Genomic DNA, 14,373 nt, shown 5'->3' with positions numbered 1-14,373 from the left:
GTCAGTATGACGCTTCGGCCGACCTCTCCGCGGCGCGGATGATCGCGTCGAGAGTGGCGGCGAGCACGGACCGGTCCGAGCCGGCGACCCAGGCGACCACGCCGGAGCCGTCACGGTACTCGACGAGGGTCAGGGCGTCGGTATCGGCGCCGCTGCCGATGCTGCTCTGGTGCAGGCTCAGCACCTCGATGGCGATCCCGTGCTCGGCGAGGGCGGCGGTCAGCGCCTCGACGGGTCCGACTCCGGGGTGCTCGCTGGTGTGCGTAGCCCCATCGACGGTGAGGGTGATCTCGGTGCCGGCATCCGTCGAGTCGTAGCGCGTCAGCCGCGGGCCGGTCGTGATGTCGTCGAGATAGGTCGTCCGGAACAGCTCCCACAGCTCGCTCGCCGTAGCCTCGCCGCCGCCGGCATCCGTGTGCCGCTGCACGTGCCGGGCGAACTCGATCTGGAACCGCCGCGGCAGCTCGATGCCGTACGCCGTCTCGAGCAGGTACGCGACGCCGCCCTTGCCCGACTGCGAGTTCACTCGGATGACGGCGTCGTAGCTGCGCCCCAGGTCGGCGGGATCGATCGGCAGGTAGGGCACACGCCAGTCGATGTCGCCCTCGTCGCACCCGAGCGCGGCGGCACGTTCGCGGTGCTCGGCGAAGCCCTTCTTGATCGCGTCCTGGTGCGTGCCGCTGAAGGCCGTGTGCACGAGGTCTCCGACGTACGGATGCCGGGGGTGGATCTCGATGCGGTTGCAGTACTCGACGGTGCGCCGGATCTCATCGATGTCGGAGAAGTCGATCATCGGGTCGACGCCCTGCGCATGCAGGTTGAGCGCGAGCGTGGCGATGTCGACGTTGCCGGTGCGCTCGCCGTTGCCGAAGACGCACCCCTCGACGCGCTGGGCCCCGGCGAGCACGGCCAGCTCGGCGCAGGCGATGCCGGTGCCGCGGTCGTTGTGCGGGTGGACCGACAGGATCACCGAGTCGCGACGGGCGAGGTGTCGATGCATGTACTCGATCTGATCGGCGTACACGTTCGGTGTCGCGATCTCGACGGTGGCGGGGAGGTTCAGGATGACGGGGCGCGCGGGCGTGGCATCCCACAGGGTCGTCATCGCGTCGCAGACCTCGAGCACGTAGTCGGGCTCGGTGAGGTTGAAGACCTCGGGCGAGAACTCGAAGCGGACGTTCGCCGCGTCGCCCGCGAGGCGCAGCACGTCCTCGCCGCCCGCGAGGATGAGCTCTGCCAGCTCGGTACGGTCGCGCCCCAGCACGACATCCCGCCACACCGGCGCGGTCGCGGTGTACATGTGGATGACGACCTCGTTGCGGATGCCGCGGATCGACGCGACCGTCCGCTCGATCAGGTCGCGCCGTGCGGGCGTGAACACGACGATCGTGACGTCGTCGGGGGCGAGATCGGTCTCGGCGATCAGCCGCACGAAGTCGTAGTCGGTCTGGGAGGCGGAGGGGTAGCCGACCTCGATCTCCTTGTATCCCATCGTGACGAGCAGCTCGAAGAAGCGACGCTTGCGCTCGGGATCCATGGGTTCGGCGAGGGCCTGGTTGCCGTCGCGGAGGTCGACGGGCACCCACAGCGGTGCGGACGTGAGGCGGTTGGCGGGCCAGCTGCGCTGGGTTGTCTGATCCGCCGCCGGGATGTCGACGCGCGCGAACGCGTCGCGGTACCGGTGCGACGGCATCTGCGACCGGCGCTGCCGGTTCCAGGAGGGCGCATCGGCGGGGACGGGGCCCGCGGGCGTGGAGAGGCGGGCGGAGGCGTGGATCGTCATGGGTCTTCTCGCATTGCTCAGAGGGGAGACCGGCGCGGGGAGGCTCCACGGTGGGGAGCCGGTCTGGCTAGGCCCCGCCGTGGCGGCGAAGAAGGAGGTCGCGACGATCGAGCATGACCCAGACGCTAGCACAACCCCTCAGACAAGCTGAGGTGTTGCCTGATCGGTGAGAGGATGTGGGTATGACCACCGTCCGACGGGAACCCCTCGCCGACCAGGCCGCCGAGCTGCTGCTCTCGCGGATACGTGCGGGGGAGTGGGCGCTGGGTGCGAAGCTGCCGGGGGAGACGACCCTCGCGCCGCAGCTCGGCGTCGGTCGCTCGACCGTTCGCGAGGCGATCCGGCAGCTCGCCGGACGCGGGGTGCTGACCTCACGCCAGGGAGCGGGTGTGTTCGTCGCCGCGCTCGACGCCCCCGAGGACTGGTCGCGCGTCGTCGGACGGGCCGACATCCGCGCCGTGCTCGAAGCCCGTCTCGCGATCGAGGTCGAAGCGTCAGCGCTCGCCGCCGTGCGCCGGACCCCCGCCGAGCTGCGGGCGCTCCGTGCTGCCCTCGACCGGCGTGCGGCGCACCGGTCGGACGTCGAGGAACATGTCGACACGGATGCCGCGTTCCACCGCATCATCGTCGCCGCGTCGCACAATCCGCTGCTGCTCGAGATGTTCGACGGTTTCACCCCGCGCAGTCGCGAGGCCATGGTCGCGATGCTGCGAGCGCGGGGCGGGCGCGGGGGTGCTGGTGTGGGTGACTTTCGTGGTGGCGACGCGGACCACGAGGTGCACGAGCGCATCGCCGACGCGATCGCCGACCGCGATGGCGAGCGCGCGGCGGCGCTGACCCGCGGGCACCTGACGTCACTGCTGGATCAGCTCACCGCCTGACCTGGGGCTTCACCTGTCGGTTCGCTCCTGACCTGGGCGCTTTACCTGTCACTTTGGGCCGGTGTTGGCGCCGCGAGGGGGTGCGAGGTGCCAAGCGAAACGTCGACCGCCGTGGGGCGACTCGAGCTGCGCGAGGTTGGCACGCGTGCGGCCCCGTCCCACGCGGTTCACCTGTCACCTGTTGCCGCTACCTACCTCGCGAGGGGGCGCGAGGCGCCAGGTGAAGCTCCCGCCCGGGCGAGCCACACCGCGGCGCCGTGCCGCAAACAGGCTCAGCGGTCGACGCTGACCACTCCGAGCTCGTAGGCGAGGATCACAGCCTGTACACGGTTCGCGAGATCGAGCTTCACCAGGATGCGGCCGAAGTGGGCCTTCACGGTCGATTCGCTCAGGTGCAGCGCCGCCGCGATCTCGGCGTTGGTCAAGCCCTGCCCGACGAGGCGGAACACGTCGCGCTCGCGCGGCGACAGCGCCGAGAGCGCATCGGGGGATACCGGTCGGCCCGTGCGCGAGAGATGCGGCATCGCCGCGTCGATGAGCTTCGCCGTGATCCGGGGCGATACAACGGCATCACCTGCCGTCACGGCTCGCACCGCGGCGACGAGCTCGTCGGGGCGGGTGTTCTTCAGCAGGAAGCCGGCCGCGCCCGCCCGCAGCGCGCCGAATGCGAACTCGTCGAGGTCGTACGTCGTGAGCACGATGATCCGCGTCTCGGGCAGAGCCGCGGTCAGCCGGCGGGTGGCCTCGATGCCGTCGAGTCCCGGCATCCGGACGTCCATCAGCACGACGTCGGGGCGCAGTCGCTGCGCTGCCTGCACGGCTTCGGCGCCATCGGATGCCTCACCCACCACGACCAGGTCGGGCTGAGCCTCGAGCACGAGCCGCAAGCCGTAGCGGATGAGCTCCTGATCGTCGACGAGCAGCACCGCCGTACGGGCCTCGGATGCGCCGGGCTGGGTCATCGTTCCTCCGTCGAGAGGCGGACGAGAACCCGCCAGCCGCCGCCGGCGACCGGTCCCGCCTCCACCGAGCCATCGTAGAAGGCGGCCCGTTCCCGGATGCCGACGAGCCCGCGCCCCGGAGATGCGGGCGTGGCAGCCGGCGCCGACACGTCCTTCACCAGGATCGTCACCTCGGAGCGCTCGAACACCAGCCGCACGAGCACGTCGAGCACGTCACGCCCATGCCGCAGGACGTTCGTCAGCGCCTCCTGCACGATGCGGTAGATCGTCAGGCTCACCGCCGCGCCCTCGGTCACGGTTCCGGTCTGTTCCAGCCGCACCGGGATTCCGGCAGCCCGGAACTCATCGACGAGCGCCGGGATCCGTTCCACCCGGGGCACCTCCGTCGCCAGCGGCGCATCGCGCTCGTCGCGCACCGCGGTCAGCAGCCGCCGCACCTCACCGAGCGTCCGCCGCCCGGTCTCGCTCACCCGACCGATGGCGCGGTGCGCCTCGTCGGGCCGCTGGTCGACCGAGGCCTGCGCGCCGTCGGCGAGCGCGACCATCACCGCGAGGCTGTGCGCGATGACGTCGTGCATCTCGCGGGCGATGCGTTCGCGCTCGGCCGCGGCGGCGATGCTCGCCTCCTGATCGCGCTCGCGCCGCAGGTGCTCCGCCCGCTCGGCGAGCGCTGCGGCCTGTCGCCGGCCGTGCCCCGCGTTGATGCCGAGCAGGGTCGCGATGAGGCTCGCTGCGATCACCACGACGGCGATGCTCGCCCAGTCGGTGGCCCAGGCGGCGGCATCCTCTCGTGGTGACAGGCCGAGCAGTGGCGGACCGACGCGCACCCGCACGGCGAGCGCGAGCGACGCCACGAGCGCTCCGGCGGTCGCCCACCCGAACCAGAGCCACGCGCGGCGTGCCTCGTCGAGTGCGGCGCGGTAGAGCGCGACCACGACGAGGAGGGCCTCGGCCCCCGTGCCGACCGCGAAAGAGACGAGCATCAGGGCGACGGCGGCGCCGAAGCCGATCGCCGGATGCCGCCGTGAGGCCACGACATCCGCTACACCGGCAAGCGCCAGCAGCAGCATCGGCCACAGGGGAGTGGCGATCGTCGACTCGAGGGAGAGGTACCCGAGGAACAGCGCGACGATCAGATACGAGACGAGGATGACGGCATCCGCCACGTTCCGTCGTCGCTGGGACGGGCTCACGCGTCCCTCGTCCGCAGTGCGACCGCGCCGATCGCGAGCGCCGCCGCGGCCCAGATCGCGGCGATCAGCCAGCCGGCTCCGACGCTCGTGTGTCCGCTCCAGAGGTCGAGGAACGGCCCGCCCTCGATTCCCACCCGGCCCATGGCGTCGCCGGCGTTTCCGAGCAGGCCCAGACGGATGACGCGGGAGAGGAGTCCGAACGGCAGCACCGAGCTCAGCACGGGCAGCAGCAGGGTCGCGGCGAAGACGATGATCGATCCCGCCGTGGTCGAGCGGACGAGGGCCGTCGCGCCGAGTCCGAACACCGCGCAGAGCCCCAGGTAGACGGCCGAGCCCACGAGCGCGAGCATCACGCCCGGTGAGGTAAGCGGCGCACCGAGACCGAAGCCGTCGTAGATCGGGTTCGTGACCGCCCACGCGCCGAACACCGCGGCGAGGGCCACGGCGGTGACGGTCGTGAAGGTGACGAGCGTCTTGGCCGCCAGCATTCGCATCCGATGGGGCACGGCCACGAGCGTCGTCTGCATGGCGCCGGAGGAGTATTCGGCGCCGATCGTCATGACGCCGAAGATACCGGCGATGATCTGCCCGAGCACGACCGTCGGCACCGTGACGTCGGCCATCGTGCGCTCGATGGATGGAACCGAGGGCACGCCGGATGATTCGAGGGTCAGACCCAGGAACAGGCTGCCGCCGACTCCGACCGACAGGATGCTGACGAGCGCGAGAACGGATGACGGCAGGCTCAGGGCCTTGATCCATTCGGAGTGCACCACGGCGGCGAAGGGCGGGCGCTGCGTGCGGGCGTCGAGGCGGTGGGGATTGGTGGTGAGGGCCATCAGTCGTCCTTCTCGTTCTGGCTCGGTGCCGACGGGTATTCGGTGGCCTGCGCGGTGAGGGCGAGGTAGGCGTCTTCGAGCGAGCCCGACACCGACGTCACCTCGTAGAGCACGACTCCCGCGGCCCCGGCGATGCGCGCGACCTCTTCGGCGGTGAGGCCGGTGATGTCGAGTGCGCCGTCTTCGCGCGTGATGACCGTCACTCCGGGGCGTGCGACCGCCGCCACGAGCCGCTCGGTGTCGTGCGTGCGCACCCGGACGACCGGCTGCGTCGCTCCCGCGATGACATCGCGCATCGGTCCGTCGGCGATGATCGCGCCGCGACCGATGACGATCAGGTGGTCGGCGGTCTGGGCCATCTCGCTCATGACGTGCGAGGAGAGCAGCACCGTGCGGCCCTCGGCGGCGAGCTCGCGCAGCAGGCGGCGGATCCACAGGATGCCGTCGGGGTCGAGTCCGTTGATGGGCTCGTCGAGGATGACCGTCTGCGGGTCGCCGAGGAGCGCTGCGGCGATGCCGAGCCGCTGGCCCATGCCGAGCGAGAAGCCGCCGACGCGCTTGTTCGCCACGGAGTCGATGCCGGTGCGCTCCATGACCTCGCGCACGCGTGGGGCGCGAATCCGGTGGGTCGCCGCGACCGCGAGGAGGTGCTTGTACGCGGTGCGGCGCTTGTGCGCGGCGCTCGCGTCGAGCAGCACCCCGACCTCGCGCAGCGGCGCGGGCAGGTCGCGGTACGCGCGACCGTTGACCTCGGCCGTGCCGGATGTCGGCTTGTCGAGCCCCACGATCATGCGCATGGTGGTCGATTTGCCGGCGCCGTTCGGGCCGAGGAATCCCGTCACCCGGCCGGGCTCGACGGCGAAGTCGAGGCCGTCGACCGCGACTTTCTGTCCGTACCGTTTCGATAGCGATTCAACGCGAATCATGTGTCACCTTTCGTCCCCATCGACGCTACGAAGGGGCACAAAATGCCACATCGGACTGCGGTTCGGACTTAGCCCGCGTACCAGTACCTGGGTCTACATGGGTGTGAGCGTCGGCCTCGTCTTGCTGCGCGCGCGTGGCTCGGTGAGGATCGAGGGATGTCCGACTCGTCGCTGCGTCCGGTTCGTTCCCTCGTCATGATGCTTCGGAGCCCGCGGCTGCGGGTCGCCTTCGCCGACCTGATCGGGCCGGCGCCCTCGGCATCCGTCGATGGAGAGTCGGAGGCGTTCGTCCGGAGCGGCATCGCCGAGCGGACGGATGACGGCGTGCGCCTGAGCGAGAGCTTTCTGGATGATGCGCTCGCCGCGCTCGACGCTCAGCTCGGCGGTCTCGCCGTTCTGCAGGGGTCGCGGATCTCAGCCGGCGACCTCGCGCCCGACGAGCTCGACCCCGCCGTGGCGGCGGTAGCGCGCCGGGTCGTCGGCGCGGGCGAACGGGTGAGCGAGCCTGCGCTCAACGAGCGGCTGAGCATGTTCGTGACGGATGCCGCGTTCTTCCGCCGCCACGCCGTCGACACCGGGGTGCTCGAGCGCACGGCCGACGGGGCGCTGTACTGGCTGGCCGATCGCGGGGAGTGACAGCGGGCAGTGTTGTCAGGGCCTCGGGTTACGGGGCGAGCGCGGTCACCTGTCGAAGCGTGCTCCGGCGGGGTTGCTCGGCAGTGCGCAGAGGATGAGAACTGCGACGCCGCCGATCGGGAACACGAGGCCGAGGAACCAGAACGGGCCGGCCAGGTTCGTATCGTGCAATCGGCGCCACGACAGCGCGATCATCGGGATGAGGGTTGCGAGCTGCCACAGCACGAAGAGAAGTGCGCCCACGCCGAGGAGCGGTCCGGGTTCGTTCCGGCCGGTGAGCGGGTCGGTCGTCATCCCGGCGAACGCGCCGATGATCATGAACACGGTGATGGCCGTCACGACGAGAAAGTGCGCGAGGTACCAGAACCAGAACTCGCTGCGGCTCGCGCGACCCGAGAAGGTCACGTACTTTCGCCAGAAGCGGGCGAACGCCTGGCCGAACGAGGCGCCGTAAAGAGGCTGCGACAGGGGAGTGGGCCCGGAAGCGGGAGCTTGGGGCGCGGCGGCGTAGGTCACAGGATCCTCCAGTGGGTGGTTCGACTCACGAGAATGGTGCGGGCCTATCCTCCCGTATCCGCGCGCTCGCCCGCGGGTTATCTCGCGAGGATCTTCTGGAACAGCCGGTGGTCCTGCCAGCGCCCGGCGATGAGCAGGTATTGAGGCGCGAGGCCGAATTCGATGAAGCCGCACTTTCTGAGCACGGTTTGCGAGCCGACGTTGTCGACGAGCGTGCCGGCCTGGATGCGGTGCAGTTGAAGCTCGTCCGCTGCGAGGCGTGAGATCTCGTTGACCGCCGCGGTCATGAGGCCGCGACCTGCGTAGCTCCGGTCGATCCAGTAGCCGAGGTTGCCGCTCTGAAAGGCTCCGCGTGTGATGCCCGAGAGAGTGATCCGCCCGATGATCCGCGATCCGTGGGCAAGCACGAGGGGGAGTGCCGTACCGGCCGCGCAGCTCGCGAGAAGCGCGGCGATCTCCGTCCGTTGCCCGGATTCGGTGGTGAAGTTCGCCGGGCGGAGGGGCTCGAAAGGTGCGAGATGTTCGCTATTCACGCGGTACGCCTCGGCGAGGGCCGCCGCATCCTCTGGGCGGAGCGACCGCAAGACGACGTCGTCGTGCAGGTTGATCTCGACGGGCGTTGGTGTCATCGCGCTGCCTCGGTTGCCGCCAGCGCCGCTTTGGTGCCGACGCGGGTTCCCCACATCATCACGATGACCATGAGTATCGCGCCCGCGAGCACCATGATCCCGAGCGCTGCCGGCGGCATCGGCACGAGAGACACCACGCCGATCGCGACCGCCAGGTAGCCGGTGAGCAGAGTCGCACCTTTCGAACGCTCGTGAGCGGCGAGCCAGGCTTCGTCGCTGGCCATGGTGCTGGGTGTGCGGATGCCGGCGAGGGAGTTCCGCCTCAGCTTTCCGGATGCCGCGGCCCGCGCCATCCAGATCAGCAGAGCACCCGAGCCGGCCATCGTGACGAACAGGACGATGCGGGGGATGATCTCGGCTTCCATCCCTTCGACCCTATCGATGGGGCACTTCAGGGTGCCGGGCCCGGACAGACGAGAGCCCCGGCGTCCGCACTGAGGATGCGGATGCCGGGGCTCTCGAAGTCTGTCGGGGTGTCAGCCCCGGACGCCGAGCGCGAAGCTGATCGCGCCCTCGCCGTCGACCTGTGCGTCGAGCACGCGGTCATCCAGCGCAACGGCTGCGGCCGGGTCGACGAAGATGCGGGCACCGTCGGCTTCAACGACGGCATCCTCGCTGTGCGGGGCCTCGGCGAGGGAGAGGGCGAAGCCCGTCTCGGGCGAGCCGGAGTCGCTGATACGGATACCGCCGGTCTCGGCGGGGATCTGGGCGGTGAGGTTCTTCACCGCGGTGGCGGCGTTCTCGGTGAGCGTGAGCATGAAGCTCTCCTTCCGTGGATTGCTGCGGAGCCCGCCACGATTCCGAGAATCCGAGTCGAACGCAAACGTAAGCGCCGACTCCCAGGGAATTCTGAAGGTCGGCGGGCGATTACCGCGTCAGAGGGTTTTGGCGAGAACGAAGCTCACGATCAGCCCGAGCAGCAGGCAACAGACCCACGCGGTCGCCGCCGACACATACCAGTTCTGGCGGAGCTCGAGGCCCAGCCGATCCGGGTGATCGCGCGGGGCGCGGCGGAGGCTCCGCTGTGTGATGAGCATCGGCGGAACCATCAGCACGAAGCACAGCAGCAGACCGATCAGCTGCAGGAGCGCACTAGATGACCGTCCGCCCGGAGCGATGATCTGCCATGCCTCGGCCAGCGCAAGGGTGATGTTGCGCGGCCCGCACAGCGCGACGAGCCCCGCCGCGCCGACGACCATGACGAGGATGCGCAGAGCGCGATCCGGTGCCGTCACGGAGGCTTCCGGGGGCGTGGCACCATCGTGCTGGTGAGCCCAGAACTCGCGGTGCGCTCGCCGTCCCGCGAGTGGCCACACCGCGACCGCGATGAGTCCCGCGAGCACCCAGCCGAGCCACTCGTCGCCCTGCATCGGGATGCCTAGCGCGTTGAACGCAATGAGTCCGCCGATCCAGGTCGCCATGGTGGCGAAGAAGAGGACGAACGTGGCCAGGATCCCGAGTGCCGTCCGCAGCGGCCTGCGCGCTGGCGCGGCGGCTGGGGCATCTCGGGTCACGATGGTCAGCTTAGGGCGGGGGCGCGCTGGGGTTGAGGAGAGGCGGGATACCGCGGCCCGCGGCCGTCTAGACTTGGGGTGCCTTGCCTCTGTAGCTCAGTGGAAGAGCCACTCCGTCCTAAGGAGCGGGTCGGGGGTTCGAATCCCTCCAGGGGCACCTCTATCCGACTCTCTATCGGACCGTTCGAAACGTGCCTGTTGTGGCGCACTGCCGGAGACAGAAGGCCGTTCACGGAGCCGGCCTGCTTCTCTTCGCTCAGACCTGCGAGATCGGAGGCTCACGGCCTCGACCGCGATTGAGCTGGGCGCCGGGTTGCCGAAGTTCTGCGACATGAGAAGCGCCGATTAGACTCATCCCAACTTGTGCAACATCCGTGTTCGACCCGTTGGGGGCGTGATGATTGGGTCGTGGCTCTCTGCTGCCGGCGTGGCCGTGACAACGAGTACGCACGCCGTCTCCGGCTTTGGCATGGGAATGGCGGCGGGTCGGGGCGAGCGTCTTTGCACTTGGCAGTTGACCCAGTTCGGTGCTCCAGTTTGCACTGGGGGTACGAGTGTCTGGGGTGTGGAGTAGAACATGCGGATCATCGACAATGTGTCCGACCTGCTCGGTGACGACCTCAAGTCCGAGATTGGTCGGGGCTCTAAGGTGCGCATCGCCGCGTCGACCTTCTCGATCTTCGCGTTCGAAGCCTTGCGCGAGGAGCTTGAACACGTTGAGGAACTCGAGTTCATCTTCACATCGCCGTCGTTCAGCAACGGTCAGGATACGGATAAGCTTCGTAAGGGCCGTCGCGAGTTCTTCATTCCACCCGCCGAATCATCGCTCTACGGGTCTGAGTTCGAGATCCGGCTCCGCAATAAGCTCACGCAGCGTGCGATCGCTCGGGAGTGCGCCGCGTGGGTCCGTGAGAAGGTGACCTTCAGAGCGAACGCCAGTGGCGGCCAGATGCAGCAATTCGCCGTCGTAGATGATCGCGCGGCATACCTGCAGCTCCAGGGGCTGACGACTGCCGACCTCGGCTACGAGCGAGGCAACTCCGTATCCAACCTGATCACCAAGCTCGAAGGGGCGACGGAGACTCGGGCATTCCTCACCGTGTTCGACCAGATTTGGGCCAACCCCGCTCAGCTGAACGACGTCACAGAAGCGGTGTACGACCACATCGCAAGTGTGTACGCCGAGAACTCCCCGGCTCGCATCTATTTCCTCATCCTCTACAACCTCTTCGCCGAGTTCCTCGATGACATCAGTGAGGACGTGCTCCCGAACGACCGCACCGGCTATCAGGACACCAAGGTCTGGCAGAGCCTGTACGACTTCCAGCGGGATGCTGCGACCGGCATCATCAACAAGCTCGAGACGTACAACGGCTGCATCCTCGCGGACAGCGTCGGTCTCGGAAAGACGTTCACCGCCCTGGCTGTCATCAAGTACTACGAGCTCCGCAACAAGTCCGTCCTGGTACTCGCGCCGAAGAAGCTCGCCGAGAACTGGACGAACTACAACGCAAACCTCATCACCAACATCTTCGCAAGCGACCGTTTCAACTACGACGTCCTCGCCCACACCGACCTCTCCCGAACGCGGGGCGAGTCCCTCGGCCTCCGACTTGACCGCATCAACTGGGGTAACTACGATCTCGTCGTCATCGACGAGTCCCACAACTTCCGCAACGCTGACTACGCCGAAGAGAAGGAATCGCGCTACCAGCGTCTCATGCGGCAGGTCATCCGCGAAGGCGTGAAGACCAAGGTGCTGATGCTCTCGGCGACACCGGTCAACAACCGCTTCAACGACCTCAAGAACCAGCTGCAGTTGGCGTACGAGGGCGACAGTGACACCCTCGCCGCGAAGCTCACGCTCTCTACATCGGTGGAGCGGGTATTCACGGACGCACAGACGGTATTCAACGAGTGGTCGAAGCTCCCCGCTGAGGAGCGCACCGCCGACCGCATCCTGCAGATGCTCGACTTCGACTTCTTCGAGCTGCTGGACGCTGTCACCATCGCACGATCCCGCAAGCACATCCAGGCGTTCTACGACACGAGAGAGATCGGTGCCTTCCCGCGGCGCCTGCCTCCCGCCTCCATCCGCGAACCGCTCACCGACCTCGCCGACGTTCCCTCCTTCAATGACATTTTCGAGCAGCTGCAGGTGCTGACGCTGGGCGTCTACACACCACTTGCCTACGTGTTCCCGAGCCGCATCAGCAAGTACCAAGACCTCTACAACGTCACGACCGGCAGCGCGCGCTCGAACCTCGGTCAGCAAGGACGTGAAGAGGGCCTCAGGAAGCTCATGACCGTCAACCTGCTAAAGCGCCTCGAGAGTTCGGTCGAGGCCTTTCGCTTGACGCTGGCGAAGATCGAGTCCGCCGTTGACAGCACGCTCACGCGGCTAAGCAACCACTTCGGCTCCCTCCCAGAGATCCGCGGCATGGACGATCTCGACTTCGACCTCGACTATGAGGACGACTCCAACGCCGAAGCGCTGTCTTTTGGCGAGAAGATCCGCATCGACATCGACGACATCGACGTCGAATCGTGGCAACGAGACCTCTGGCACGACCGCGAGACGCTGCGCGAGCTCTTGGACGAGATGCGCAAGGTAACCCCGGCACACGACCTCAAGCTGTGCAAGCTGCGGCGCCTGGTCCAGCAGAAGGCGGAGCACCCGCTCAACCCTGAGAACCGCAAGGTGCTGATCTTCTCTGCCTTCGCCGACACGGCGAACTACCTCTACCGTGAGCTCGCACCGGCTCTTCAACAGTCCGGATTGGAAAGCGCGGTGATCACGGGCGGTAGCCACGGCGCGAAGTCGACCATCGGCACGGGCTTCGACTTCCAGCAGATCATGTCGATGTTTTCGCCGCGATCCAAGCAGCGGCACCTGACGATGCCGAAGGAGACCCGCGACATCGATGTTCTGATTGGCACCGACGTCATCAGCGAGGGTCAGAACCTGCAGGACTGCGACTACCTCATCAACTACGACATCCACTGGAACCCGGTCCGGATCATCCAGAGGTTCGGTCGTATCGACCGCATCGGGTCGACGAACGAGGTCATCCAGCTCGTCAACTTCTGGCCCGACATCTCACTCGACGAGTACATCAACCTCAAGGAGCGCGTCGAGAACAGGATGGTGATCGCCGACCTCGCTGGATCAGCGGACGATAACGTGCTGAACCCGGAGGATTCGGATGCCGCGTTCCGCAAGGAGCAGCTGCGCAAGCTGCAGAACGAGAACATCGAACTCGAGGATGTTCGCGCAGGTGTATCGATCACGGATCTCGGTCTCAACGACTTCCGGATGGACCTGCTCGCCTACATGAACGAGTACGGCGACATCGCTGGTGCCCCGCGCGGCTTGCATGCGGTCATCCCCGCAGACCCCGCCATCGGCCTCCTTCCCGGCGTGATCTTTGCCCTGAAGAACGTCAACGCTGACCCCTCCGTCGATCGGGGCAACCGGCTTCACCCCCACTACCTCGTCTACGTCGATGACAACGGGGGAGTCATCGCTGACCACACCGAAGTGAAGCGGCTCCTCGATCTCGTTCGCGCTGGCTCGCGGCCTCATGACGAACCCGTAGCCGACGTCACCCGTGTCTTCAATGAAGCCACCCGCGAGGGCGCCGACATGAGCAAGTACTCCACCCTTCTGACGGATGCCATTCACTCGATGATCGACGCCACTGAAGAACGCGACATCGACAGCCTGTTCAGCGGCGGGCCCACCACGGCCCTCACGCAACAGATCGCGGGGCTCGACGACTTTGAACTGATCGCCTTCATCGCCGTCGTGGATCGGGCAAGCACGCCGTGACCGACATCCTGTACGAGTGGCCTGTAGCTGCCCAGTTCGGCGCACGAATCCCGAAAGAGCGGTTCTACGAACGGACCGCGGGCAGCTCCGCGCTTCGAGAGAAGTTCGTCTCCGACGTGCAACGCATCACCTGGATGTACAAGCTCGCACCCGACACCATCAACCTCCCCGCATCCACCGAAGTCCCAGAAATCGAGGTGTTGTGGTTGCACGCGAAGACGAGTGATGTCAGCGAGTCTGTCCTGGCGGCAATCGATCAAGCGATCCCGAACCCCACCCTCTTTGAGATCCACCGCGACGACACCCGAAGCCCGTTGGTGCGGCTGGCGGCCGCGCACAAGATCGTTCGCGCGGGCGCGCCCCGACCGTCGACGTACTACTCAACGGGGTGGATGTCAGCGGCCACAGCTCGCGAAGCAATGCCCACCGCCATCTCGCTCCCGACGCTGTATTCCGCCCTCATCGCGCCGCTCACCCCGATCTCCGCGTACGCCGGAGAAGACGTGTCGGTGACCGCTGAGAGACTGGCCGCAGTGCGCAAGCTCGAACGCGAGATATCCACTTTGGAGCGCAAGCTCCGCAACGAACCGCAACTCAACCGCAAGGTCGAGTTGCGCCGAGAACTGAAGGATCGCCAGGCCGCACTTGCGGCGCTGGTGTGA

At 67.4% G+C, this 14,373-nt stretch carries 14 protein-coding genes and 1 tRNA gene; 5 read left to right on the top strand and 10 right to left on the bottom strand.

Annotated elements, in window-relative coordinates; translation table 11 throughout:
• Position 1: 1 nt before the first annotated feature.
• A complete protein-coding gene (locus CI089_RS00490; RefSeq protein ID WP_094259791.1) occupies positions 2-1,783 on the bottom strand; it encodes a 2-isopropylmalate synthase in 1,782 nt (593 codons plus the stop codon).
• 182 nt (positions 1,784-1,965) lie between these two features.
• Here CI089_RS00490 and CI089_RS00485 point away from each other — a divergent pair, with 182 nt between their 5' ends.
• A complete protein-coding gene (locus CI089_RS00485) occupies positions 1,966-2,664 on the top strand; it encodes a FadR/GntR family transcriptional regulator (protein ID WP_094259790.1) in 699 nt (232 codons plus the stop codon).
• 272 nt (positions 2,665-2,936) lie between these two features.
• On the opposite strand, the gene CI089_RS00480 is transcribed toward CI089_RS00485, so the two are convergent.
• The 4 genes from CI089_RS00480 to CI089_RS00470 are packed head-to-tail and all read right to left on the bottom strand — an operon-like array spanning position 2,937 to position 6,584.
• On the bottom strand, positions 2,937-3,626 hold the full coding sequence (locus CI089_RS00480) for a response regulator (RefSeq protein WP_094259789.1): 690 nt from the start codon (positions 3,624-3,626) through the stop codon (positions 2,937-2,939).
• A complete protein-coding gene (locus tag CI089_RS16310; RefSeq protein ID WP_179223181.1) occupies positions 3,623-4,819 on the bottom strand; it encodes a sensor histidine kinase in 1,197 nt (398 codons plus the stop codon). Before CI089_RS16310 ends, CI089_RS00480 begins: the two co-directional genes overlap by 4 nt.
• Positions 4,816-5,658, bottom strand: coding sequence for an ABC transporter permease (locus CI089_RS16305; protein WP_179223180.1), 843 nt, complete (start codon positions 5,656-5,658; stop codon positions 4,816-4,818). The genes CI089_RS16310 and CI089_RS16305 overlap by 4 nt, the downstream gene beginning before the upstream one ends.
• Complete coding sequence (locus tag CI089_RS00470; RefSeq protein WP_094259787.1) at positions 5,658-6,584, bottom strand: ABC transporter ATP-binding protein; 927 nt, start codon at positions 6,582-6,584, stop codon at positions 5,658-5,660. Before CI089_RS00470 ends, CI089_RS16305 begins: the two co-directional genes overlap by 1 nt.
• Before the next feature lie 156 nt (positions 6,585-6,740).
• On the opposite strand from CI089_RS00470, the gene CI089_RS00465 reads away from it, so the two are divergent.
• Positions 6,741-7,220 carry a DUF2087 domain-containing protein gene (locus tag CI089_RS00465; RefSeq protein ID WP_094259786.1) on the top strand — a complete coding sequence of 160 codons (480 nt, stop codon included), beginning with the start codon at positions 6,741-6,743 and terminating at the stop codon, positions 7,218-7,220.
• A gap of 45 nt (positions 7,221-7,265) precedes the next feature.
• Here CI089_RS00465 and CI089_RS00460 read toward each other — a convergent pair whose 3' ends face one another.
• The 5 genes from CI089_RS00460 to CI089_RS00440 form a co-directional block, all read right to left on the bottom strand.
• On the bottom strand, positions 7,266-7,736 hold the full coding sequence (locus tag CI089_RS00460; protein WP_094259785.1) for a DUF805 domain-containing protein: 471 nt from the start codon (positions 7,734-7,736) through the stop codon (positions 7,266-7,268).
• 77 nt (positions 7,737-7,813) lie between these two features.
• A complete protein-coding gene (locus CI089_RS00455; RefSeq protein WP_306426954.1) occupies positions 7,814-8,419 on the bottom strand; it encodes a GNAT family N-acetyltransferase in 606 nt (201 codons plus the stop codon).
• Positions 8,362-8,730, bottom strand: coding sequence for an SdpI family protein (locus tag CI089_RS00450; protein WP_094259783.1), 369 nt, complete (start codon positions 8,728-8,730; stop codon positions 8,362-8,364). The genes CI089_RS00455 and CI089_RS00450 overlap by 58 nt, the downstream gene beginning before the upstream one ends.
• Positions 8,731-8,841: 111 nt before the next feature.
• The gene (locus tag CI089_RS00445; RefSeq protein ID WP_094259782.1) at positions 8,842-9,123 is read right to left on the bottom strand and encodes a HesB/IscA family protein; all 282 of its coding nucleotides are present in this window, start codon (positions 9,121-9,123) and stop codon (positions 8,842-8,844) included.
• 117 nt (positions 9,124-9,240) lie between these two features.
• On the bottom strand, positions 9,241-9,879 hold the full coding sequence (locus CI089_RS00440) for a hypothetical protein (protein ID WP_143738828.1): 639 nt from the start codon (positions 9,877-9,879) through the stop codon (positions 9,241-9,243).
• Between the two features lie 85 nt (positions 9,880-9,964).
• Between CI089_RS00440 and CI089_RS00435 the strand changes: the two genes are divergently transcribed.
• The 3 genes from CI089_RS00435 (at position 9,965) to CI089_RS00425 (ending at position 14,373) form a co-directional block, all read left to right on the top strand.
• Positions 9,965-10,036: transfer RNA gene (locus tag CI089_RS00435), tRNA-Arg, on the top strand.
• Positions 10,037-10,456: 420 nt separating this feature from the next.
• The gene (locus tag CI089_RS00430) at positions 10,457-13,711 is read left to right on the top strand and encodes a helicase-related protein (protein WP_094259780.1); all 3,255 of its coding nucleotides are present in this window, start codon (positions 10,457-10,459) and stop codon (positions 13,709-13,711) included.
• Positions 13,708-14,373 carry a DUF4391 domain-containing protein gene (locus CI089_RS00425; protein ID WP_094259779.1) on the top strand — a complete coding sequence of 222 codons (666 nt, stop codon included), beginning with the start codon at positions 13,708-13,710 and terminating at the stop codon, positions 14,371-14,373. Before CI089_RS00430 ends, CI089_RS00425 begins: the two co-directional genes overlap by 4 nt.

Source organism: Microbacterium sp. Yaish 1, assembly GCF_002245215.1.
Lineage (GTDB): Bacteria > Actinomycetota > Actinomycetes > Actinomycetales > Microbacteriaceae > Microbacterium.
This window is presented reverse-complemented; position numbering and strand designations above follow the sequence as displayed.

Bases quoted from the DNA above. Each gene is read 5' to 3' on its own strand.
- CI089_RS00490 (WP_094259791.1), bottom strand. From the start codon at position 1,783: ATGACGATCCACGCCTCCGCCCGCCTCTCCACGCCCGCGGGCCCCGTC.
- CI089_RS00485 (WP_094259790.1), top strand. From the start codon at position 1,966: ATGACCACCGTCCGACGGGAACCCCTCGCCGACCAGGCCGCCGAGCTG.
- CI089_RS00480 (WP_094259789.1), bottom strand. From the start codon at position 3,626: ATGACCCAGCCCGGCGCATCCGAGGCCCGTACGGCGGTGCTGCTCGTC.
- CI089_RS16305 (WP_179223180.1), bottom strand. From the start codon at position 5,658: ATGGCCCTCACCACCAATCCCCACCGCCTCGACGCCCGCACGCAGCGC.
- CI089_RS00470 (WP_094259787.1), bottom strand. From the start codon at position 6,584: ATGATTCGCGTTGAATCGCTATCGAAACGGTACGGACAGAAAGTCGCG.
- CI089_RS00465 (WP_094259786.1), top strand. From the start codon at position 6,741: ATGTCCGACTCGTCGCTGCGTCCGGTTCGTTCCCTCGTCATGATGCTT.
- CI089_RS00450 (WP_094259783.1), bottom strand. From the start codon at position 8,730: ATGGAAGCCGAGATCATCCCCCGCATCGTCCTGTTCGTCACGATGGCC.
- CI089_RS00445 (WP_094259782.1), bottom strand. From the start codon at position 9,123: ATGCTCACGCTCACCGAGAACGCCGCCACCGCGGTGAAGAACCTCACC.
- CI089_RS00430 (WP_094259780.1), top strand. From the start codon at position 10,457: ATGCGGATCATCGACAATGTGTCCGACCTGCTCGGTGACGACCTCAAG.